This window comes from Arthrobacter sp. JCM 19049, from assembly GCF_001310435.1.
Genome location: NZ_BAXF01000074.1, coordinates 1 through 8084, shown reverse-complemented (window position 1 = coordinate 8084; position 8084 = coordinate 1). Strand labels below are relative to the sequence as shown.

7 protein-coding genes and 3 pseudogenes are annotated in these 8084 nt (G+C 65.5%); 7 read left to right on the top strand and 3 right to left on the bottom strand.

All coding sequences use genetic code 11. From position 1 onward, the window contains the following. Together JCM19049_RS05685 and JCM19049_RS05680 are read left to right on the top strand one after the other, a co-directional pair. Window positions 1-474: pseudogene (locus JCM19049_RS05685) on the top strand (DnaJ C-terminal domain-containing protein); the annotation flags it as partial. Between the two features lie 158 nt (window positions 475-632). Beyond that, window positions 633-1000 (top strand): annotated as a pseudogene (locus JCM19049_RS05680) (heat shock protein transcriptional repressor HspR). Between the two features lie 238 nt (window positions 1001-1238). Here JCM19049_RS05680 and JCM19049_RS18845 read toward each other — a convergent pair. Beyond that, window positions 1239-1598 (bottom strand): GNAT family N-acetyltransferase, encoded by a 360-nt coding sequence (locus tag JCM19049_RS18845; RefSeq protein WP_279402543.1) that lies wholly within the window; start codon window positions 1596-1598, stop codon window positions 1239-1241. A gap of 91 nt (window positions 1599-1689) precedes the next feature. After that, window positions 1690-2544, bottom strand: a complete 855-nt coding sequence (gene trmB / locus JCM19049_RS05670; protein WP_054821085.1) for a tRNA (guanosine(46)-N7)-methyltransferase TrmB — start codon at window positions 2542-2544, stop codon at window positions 1690-1692. Window positions 2545-2646: 102 nt separating this feature from the next. Here trmB and JCM19049_RS05665 point away from each other — a divergent pair, with 102 nt between their 5' ends. After that, a complete protein-coding gene (locus JCM19049_RS05665; protein ID WP_374700239.1) occupies window positions 2647-3090 on the top strand; it encodes a YccF domain-containing protein in 444 nt (147 codons plus the stop codon). A gap of 228 nt (window positions 3091-3318) precedes the next feature. Then, window positions 3319-5901, top strand: a pseudogene (gene clpB, locus JCM19049_RS05660) (ATP-dependent chaperone ClpB). Here clpB and JCM19049_RS05655 read toward each other — a convergent pair. Next, on the bottom strand, window positions 5888-6574 hold the full coding sequence (locus tag JCM19049_RS05655) for a hypothetical protein (protein WP_279402542.1): 687 nt from the start codon (window positions 6572-6574) through the stop codon (window positions 5888-5890). The pseudogene clpB and the gene JCM19049_RS05655 sit on opposite strands and share 14 nt — an antisense overlap. 211 nt (window positions 6575-6785) lie before the next feature. On the opposite strand from JCM19049_RS05655, the gene JCM19049_RS05650 reads away from it, so the two are divergent. The 3 genes from JCM19049_RS05650 (at window position 6786) to JCM19049_RS05645 (ending at window position 8070) form a co-directional block, all read left to right on the top strand. After that, complete coding sequence (locus JCM19049_RS05650; protein WP_054821086.1) at window positions 6786-7013, top strand: DUF3073 family protein; 228 nt, start codon at window positions 6786-6788, stop codon at window positions 7011-7013. 164 nt (window positions 7014-7177) lie between these two features. Next, complete coding sequence (locus JCM19049_RS23180; RefSeq protein WP_374700238.1) at window positions 7178-7564, top strand: hypothetical protein; 387 nt, start codon at window positions 7178-7180, stop codon at window positions 7562-7564. Further along, window positions 7459-8070: a Sir2 family NAD-dependent protein deacetylase gene (locus JCM19049_RS05645; protein WP_374700240.1), complete on the top strand. Its 612-nt coding sequence runs from the start codon at window positions 7459-7461 to the stop codon at window positions 8068-8070. Before JCM19049_RS23180 ends, JCM19049_RS05645 begins: the two co-directional genes overlap by 106 nt. The last annotated feature ends 14 nt before the right edge of the window (window positions 8071-8084 follow it).

Below are 8084 nucleotides of genomic sequence, written 5' to 3'. Positions count from 1 at the left end.
GGCTGCGTGAACCCAGCGGCGAAGTGATCGACGTGCGCATTCCCGCCGGCATCCGCGACGGGCAGTCCGTGCGCGTGCGCGGCAAGGGGCAGCCCGGCCCGGCGGGCAACGGGGACCTGCTGGTGAAGGTCAAGGTCAGTGAACACCCGTTCTTCAAGCGCGACGGGAACAACATCCGCATCCACGTTCCGGTCAGCTTCGATGAAGCTGCCCTGGGGGCCAAGATCCAGGTGCCGACGCTGAACGGCGAAGAAGTCACCGTCAAGGTGCCCGCCGGTTCCAGCTCGGGGCGAACGCTGCGCCTGAAGGCCGGGGAGTGAAGACTTCCAAGCCTCCGGTGACCTGATGATCGTCCTGGACGTGATGGTGCCGCAGAACCTGAGCGATGAAGCCAAGAAGGCCATCGAGCAGTTCGCCGCGGCCACGGCCGGGGATGACCCGCGGGCCGATCTGGCGGCCCGGGCACGGCTATAGCAAGGGGCCGGCAACCCGTCCGCTGACGGGTTGCCGGCCGCACGTACATGTTCGGGCACAGAGTGGGGCTGCCCGAACCGAAAAGGTGGTAGGTGAAAGTGACCGGGGATTACATACGACCGGTATTTGTCATTTCGGTTGCCGCGCAGCTGGCTGACATGCATCCACAGACCCTGCGCCAGTACGACCGCATGGGCCTGGTCTCTCCCAGCAGGCAGGCCGGCAAGCAGCGGCGCTACTCGCAACGCGATGTGCAGCTGCTGCGCCAGGTCCAGCAGCTGAGCAAGGAAGGCGTTTCGCTCGAAGGCATCCGGCGCATTCTGCAGCTTGAGGCCGAGGTGGACCAGCTGCGCCGGCAGGTTGGATCCCTACAGGAGGAGGTCTATGAGTTGCGCAGCAACCAGAGCCGCGTGTTTGCCGCAGGACCATGGCCGGGGACATTGTCACGCTCAGCCGCGGCACCCGCCCGCAGCGCCGCGAACCACAGGTCACACTGTTCACTACCCGGCGCGCGATCGGTCCCTAGCCGATCAGCGTGCCTGCGCAGGCGGGCCAGAAGGTTGGCGCGCACCGCCGGCCACTCGTGGGGCAGGATCGAGAAGACCACGGTGTCGCGCAGCGACTGGGTTGCCGGGTCAAACATGTGGCTGCGCAGCACACCGTCCTGCTTTGCGCCCAGCCGGGAGATGGCGGCCCGGCTGGCCTGATTATGCCAATGCGTGCGGAATTCAACCGCGATGCACTTCAGATCCTCGACGCCCGGCTCAGCAGCATGAACTTGGCCGCCGGTTGATTCCCGTTCCCTGGGCCGAGGGTGCCAGGAACGTGGAACCGATTTCGACCCGTCGGTTCACCGCGTCAATATTCATCAACGTTGTGGCGCCCACGGCGCGTCCCGAACGGGCATCGATGATCGCGTACGGCGCCATCAGCCCCTGATCCTGGAGTTCCAGACGTCGTTCAATCTCAGAACCCACTGCGGTGCGGGCCGGGATCGAGGTAAACCACAACTCCTGCATGCCCTCTTCCGCGACGACCGCGGCCAGATCGTTCACGTGGGATGGAGCCAGCTGCTCCAAGCGGGTCTGGGCAAACTCCAGGGTGGGACACGACGACAAATCCATGGTTGAACCTTAGCGCCACAGCCCTCCGGCTGCCCCATCCGGGTGGGACGAGGGCGAAAATACTTCCGCCGCGCCGCCGGGCACCCAGCGCCTAGTTGCGCGTGTAGGCCAGGTCAAACACGCGGCGTCCGGCCTTCAACGCCTTGCTTTCAAAACTGGTCAGGATGCGACGCTCAAAGCGCGGGGCCCAGCCGCCCAGCTCATCGGTAAAGGCCGGCTCGGAGTCATGGCCTTCCAGCCCCTCACGACGCACCCTGGTCAGTTCGCTGTGCTCGCCGGCCAGATTGCCCGGATGCTGGTTGGTGAACTGAGGGTGTGCCTCCAGCAGCTCGCGCATCTGCTCCGCGTAGTTGGACCAGTCGGTGGCCAGTCGCAGGGTGCCGCCGGGTTTGAGCACGCGCGCGACTTTGTCCAGGAATTCGGTCTTGATCAGGCGGCGCTTGTGGTGGCGGGTCTTGTGCCAGGGGTCGGAGAAGAAGATCCAGATTTCATCGGCGCTGGACGCAGGCAGCATGACATCGAGCACCTCGGGCGCGTTGGCCTGAATCGCGCGTACATTCTGCAGCCCAAAGGACTCGACCTTCAGCATCAGCTGGGCCAAGCCGGGGCGGTAGACCTCCACCGCCAGGTAGTTGCGCTCCGCGTCGTCCTTGGCCGCGTTGGCGATGCATTCGCCCAACCCGGTGCCGATCTCCACGATCAGCGGAGCGGTGCGTTCGAAGGTTTGCTGCAGGTCCAGCTGCTGATCCTCGGCAACGGAGGTGTCGGTCTGCTTGCGTTCCGGTTCGATCACGTAGCGGTCGGCATTGCGTTCCCAGGCTCGGGCGCGACGTCCCTGCAGGCGGTTGCCACGGCGCACGAAGGAAAACGGTTCCTTGCGGAACAGTTCTGGGTCGCGGGTTCCGGTTTTGGGGGAGGGAATCGAATCTGCGCTACGGTCGCTCATGATGCCTAATCCTATCGGAGCCGCCGGCCGCAGCGGGAGCAGGAAGGCCGGGAGATTGCGCACCTTCGGCAGGAATCGGGGGGCTGATCCGGGTTTTCCCCGATGTCCCAGCGGGCCGGGTTGGGGCAGAATAAAGCCATGAGTCTATTGCGTGCGGTACTGAATATTATTTGGCTGGTCTGCGGCGGGCTGTGGCTGGCCCTGGGCTACGTGCTGGCCGGCATCATTTGCTGCCTGCTGATCGTCACCATTCCCTTTGGCATCGCTTCCTTCCGGATTGCCGGGTATGCGTTGTGGCCCTTTGGGCGTACGGTCGTTGACCGCGGACCGGTCGGCGCGTTCTCGACCCTGGGCAATATCATCTGGGTGATTGTGGCCGGGATCTGGATCGCGATCGGCCATGTGCTGACGGCCATCCCGATGTTCATCTCGATCGTTGGAATCCCGCTGGGCATTGCCAACCTGAAGATGATCCCGATTTCGCTGATGCCGCTGGGCAAGACGATCGTTCCCTCGGACTACTACATCGGTTCCATCCGCCGCTAACCCGGCCCGAACCGCTGCCGCGAAACGCGAGCGCTTCTTGGTGAGGTGCTCGCCTTTTGCGTTTAAGGGGACGCCGAAGCCCGCGCGGGCGGCGCCGGCCGCCGAGGCGTGGAAGGGCCGGGAAAACAACGAAAATTTTCCGTAAAGTCCGGAATAGGGTCTCCCCAAAGGAAGTTGAGTTAAGTAGACTCAAGTTTATGAGGTGTAGGTCTGAGAGGAAGGACTCGAATGGACACCAAACTCACCACTAAGAGCCAGGAGGCTCTCTCCGCGGCCGGGATGAATGCCTCGACCGCGGGCAACCCGCAGATTGAACCGGCGCACCTGCTCAAGGCGCTGCTTGACCAGCGTGACTCGGTGGCCGTGGCGCTGCTGAAGACCGCAGGCATTGACGTCGATGGGCTCTCGGTCAAGACCAGCTCGGTCATCAAGGCCCTGCCCGCCGGCTCGGGCTCCTCCGTGGCGCAGGCCCAGTTCTCGCGCCAGCTGCTGCAGACTGTCAACGCGGCCCAGGAACTGGCCGGTGAACTGGGGGACACCTATGTCTCCACCGAACACCTGCTCATCGGGCTGGCCTCGGATGTCACCAAGGCCGGGGAAGCGATGCGCGAGGTTGGAGCGACGCGCGAACTGCTCAGCGCCACCCTGCCCTCCATCCGCGGGGACCGCAAGGTCGACAGCCCGGATCCGGAAGGCACGTTCCAGTCGCTGGAGAAGTTCGGCACCGACATGACCGCACTGGCCCGCTCCGGCAAGCTCGACCCGGTGATCGGGCGCGACAAGGAAATCCGGCGTGTGGTGCAGGTGCTTTCGCGGCGCACCAAGAACAACCCGGTGCTCATCGGTGACCCGGGCGTCGGCAAGACCGCCGTGGTGGAGGGCCTGGCCCAGCGCATGGTCGCCGGGGACGTACCCGAATGCTGCGCGGCAAGACCCTGATTTCCCTGGACCTGGGTGCCATGGTGGCCGGTGCGAAGTACCGCGGTGAGTTTGAGGAGCGCCTGAAGGCCGTCCTGGAGGAGATCAAGGCCTCCGACGGCAGATCGTGACCTTCATTGACGAGATCCACACCGTCGTGGGTGCCGGTGCCTCGGAAGGCGCGATGGACGCCGGGAACATGCTCAAGCCGATGCTCGCCCGCGGGGAACTGCGCCTGATCGGCGCCACCACGCTGGATGAGTACCGCGAGAACATTGAGAAGGACCCGGCCCTGGAACGCCGCTTCGCCCAGGTGTACGTGGGCGAGCCGAGCGTTGATGACACCATCGCGATCCTGCGTGGGCTGAAGGAACGCTACGAGGCGCACCACAAGGTTGCCATCGCCGACAGTGCTTGGTGGCCGCCGCCGCCCTGTCCAACCGCTACATCTCCGGACGCCAGCTGCCGGACAAGGCCATCGACCTGGTCGACGAGGCCGCCAGCCGGCTGCGCATGGAGATCGACTCGGCCCCCGAGGAGATCGACGAGCTGCGCCGCGAGGTGGACCGGCTGACCATGGAGGAGTTGGCCCTGTCCACGGAGACCGACCCGGCCTCGGTGGAGCGTCTGGAGGCGCTGCGCAAGGACATGGCGGACAAGAAGGAGCAGCTTGACGCGCTGAACTCCCGCTGGGAGGCGGAGAAGGCCGGGCTGAACCGGGTCGGTGACCTGAAGGCCCAGCTTGACGAGCTGCGCAGCCAGGCGGAGAAGTACCAGCGCGAAGGCGACCTGGAGAAGGCCTCGCGGCTGCTCTACGGGGAGATCCCGGCGCTGCAGCAGGAGCTGGACGCGGCCGCCGCGGCCGAGGCCAGCGACGCGGATCGGGAGCTGATGGTCGCCGAGGAGGTCACCGCCGATGACATCGCCGAGGTGATCTCGGCCTGGACCGGGATCCGGCCGGGCGGATGCTGCAGGGTGAAAGCCAGAAGCTGCTGGACATGGGAAAAGGTGATCGGCCAGCGGCTGATCGGCCAGACCCAGGCGGTGGCAGCCGTCTCCGATGCGGTACGCCGTTCCCGGGCCGGGATCGCGGACCCGGACCGGCCCACCGGTTCGTTCCTGTTCCTGGGCCCCACCGGCGTGGGCAAGACCGAGCTGGCCAAGGCGTTGGCGGACTTCCTGTTCGATGACGCCCGGGCCATGGTGCGCATCGACATGTCCGAGTACTCGGAGAAGCATGCGGTGGCCCGGCTGGTCGGTGCCCCTCCGGGCTACGTCGGCTACGAGGAGGGCGGCCAGCTCACCGAAGCGGTGCGCCGCCGGCCCTACTCGGTGATCCTGCTCGACGAGGTCGAGAAGGCGCACCCGGAAGTGTTCGACATCCTGCTGCAGGTGCTCGATGACGGGCGGTTGACCGACGGGCAGGGACGCACCGTGGACTTCCGCAACACGATCCTGATCCTGACCTCCAACCTGGGCAGCCAGTTCCTGGTCGACCAGGAGATGGATCTGGCCGCACGGCACGAGGCGGTCATGAACGTGGTCAATGCCTCGTTCAAGCCGGAGTTCCTGAACCGGCTGGATGACGTGATCATGTTCGACGCCCTCAGCGTCCAGCAGCTGGGCCACATTGTCGAGCTGCAGATCGCGAACCTGGCCGAACGGCTGGCAGAGCGCCGGCTCACCCTGGAGGTGGACTCCGCAGCCCGCGATTGGCTGGCCCTGACCGGGTACGACCCGGCCTACGGTGCCCGCCCGCTGCGCCGGCTGGTGCAGCGCGAGATCGGGGACAAGCTGGCCCGCGAACTGCTGGCCGGCACGATCCACGACGGGGACACCGTCAAGGTGGGCGTGGACGTGGAGGCCAACGGGCTGACCCTCAGCCCGGCCTAGGCCCGGCGGCAGCGACAGCCCGGTGAAACCAGCAGCGCGGCGCACCATCCCAGTGATGGTGCGCCGCGCTGGCGGGTGAACGTGACCGGCCTAGCTGGCGCTGTCCGGCGGCAGCAGCGAGCTGCGCACGGTGCCCTCGCTCAGTGACAGGAAGCAGGAGATCAGCCGGTCGCCCTGGTTCCAGGTGCTGGCTGGGGCGGGAGAAATGGTAGGTCCAGCTTGAGTCCAGTGGGGAGGTCGGATCCAGCGGAACCGACTTGCACAGGTCCTCGGCCTCGGTCAGCAGCTGCGAGGCCCCCGGGAACTCGCTGCCTTCCACCTCGAAGGTGCCGACCAGCTGGGCGTTGTGCGCCGACTCGCAGGTCACCACGGTCTGCGGTTCCAGCGGGGAGGTGAAGCCGCGCAGGCACTCGCCGACCTTCAGCTGCTCCGGGCGCATCGCCTCGGCGATGACCCCGTCCAGCCCCGGATCCGGGTTGCGGTCAACCTCGGCCTGCAGGGGAGCCTGGGTGGGGGAGATGAAACGCAACACCACGAAGACAGCCGCCGCGGCCAGGGCAAGGAAGGCGATCACCAGCAGGATCCACTGTCCCGTGCGCTTCTTTTCTGGCTCGGGTTCGGGCCGCAGGGGCGGCAGGGCCGCCTGGGGCTCGGGCAGGTTATCATCGATCACCGATGTGAACTCCTTCACATGGATTTGGCGTTGGGCCAAATGATCACGGCACTTGTCGTTAGTCTAACGGTTTGCGCACGTGTTGCGATGAGCGCTCGCCGGGGAATCATGTTAACCTTGAATTACGAAAGAACTGATCACATATTCGGGGGCCTCCACCGGCTAATTGGTGGACCACCTCCCGACTCTACTGAAAAGAGGGGGTCACGCCATGGGGCGCGGCCGTCAAAAGGCTAAAGCACAGCGTCAGGCGCGAGACATCAAGTACTACTCGCCCGCCACTGATCTGACCGCACTGGAGCGTGAACTGGGCGTGCGCCGTGAGCGCCATACCCAGGCACCTGAGCATGCCGAATCGTCCTATAGTGACGACTATTCGGACTATGACGATTTGGCCAAGAAATACTCTGACGACGAAGAGAGCGACGCCCGGCATTAGGCCCGGCGGTACCGGGAAGTGATGGCCCCGGTTTCACGACAGTCGTTGGAGGAGTCCGACTCTATCAGTACACATCACACGACAAGCCGCAACAACTAGGCTAAATTTAGCCCTAGCTCGTTGCGGCGTTTGTCGTGTCCGCAACCCCTAGCGGAAGGCCGATTTTGGAAGAAAACCACGCGCTGTCAATCAACATGGCCCACCGTTCGGCGATCCGTTCCATGCAGCGCATCGTGGAGCAGACCGCACCACCCAGCGACCCGGCCGAAGCGGCCGCCGGGGTGCAGCGGATGCTGGATCACGGCAATGTCATGGTGGTCACCGGGGCCGGAGTTTCCACCGATTCCGGCATCCCGGACTACCGCGGCCCCAACGGCTCGCTGCAGCGCCACCGGCCCATGACCTACCAGGAATTCCGCTACCGCCCCGACGCCCGGCAGCGCTACTGGGCGCGCAGCTACGTTGGCTGGCGCCACATGTTCAAGGCCCAGCCAACCAGATCCACCGCCGCCTGGTCCGCTGGGAACAGGAGGGCCGGATCAGCGGGATAGTCACCCAGAACGTGGATGGCCTGCACCAGGAGGCCGGGTCACACAACGTGGTGCCGGTGCACGGGGACCTGTCCGTGGTCATCTGCCTGGACTGCGGCTACCGGGAGGACCGCGAACACCTGGATGCCCGCCTGCAAAAGGCGAACCCGGGCTACGCGCAGAAGGTCGACCTGGACCCCTCGGCCGTGAACCCGGACGGGGACGTGCAGCTGCCCGAGTACCTGGTCAAGGAATTTGTGATGGTTCCCTGCCTGCGCTGCGGTTCCATGGCCTTGAAGCCGGACGTGGTGTACTTCGGTGAGAGCGTGCCCGCCGCCCGCAAGCAGGCCATCAACGACATGGAGCACCGTTCCAGCTCCCTGCTGGTGTTGGGCTCCTCGCTGGCGGTGATGAGCGGCTACCGGATCCTGCTGAACTTCGTGCAGCGCCAGCTGCCGGTGGCGCTGCTGACCAACGGGCACGTGCGCGGCGAGCAGAAGGCGACCTGGCGCTGGCAGCGCCGCTGAGCGACTCCCTGGAG

Bases quoted from the DNA above. Each gene is read 5' to 3' on its own strand.
- trmB (WP_054821085.1), bottom strand. From the start codon at position 2,544: ATGAGCGACCGTAGCGCAGATTCGATTCCCTCCCCCAAAACCGGAACC.
- JCM19049_RS18845 (WP_279402543.1), bottom strand. From the start codon at position 1,598: ATGGATTTGTCGTCGTGTCCCACCCTGGAGTTTGCCCAGACCCGCTTG.
- JCM19049_RS05665 (WP_374700239.1), top strand. From the start codon at position 2,647: ATGTCCCAGCGGGCCGGGTTGGGGCAGAATAAAGCCATGAGTCTATTG.
- JCM19049_RS05650 (WP_054821086.1), top strand. From the start codon at position 6,786: ATGGGGCGCGGCCGTCAAAAGGCTAAAGCACAGCGTCAGGCGCGAGAC.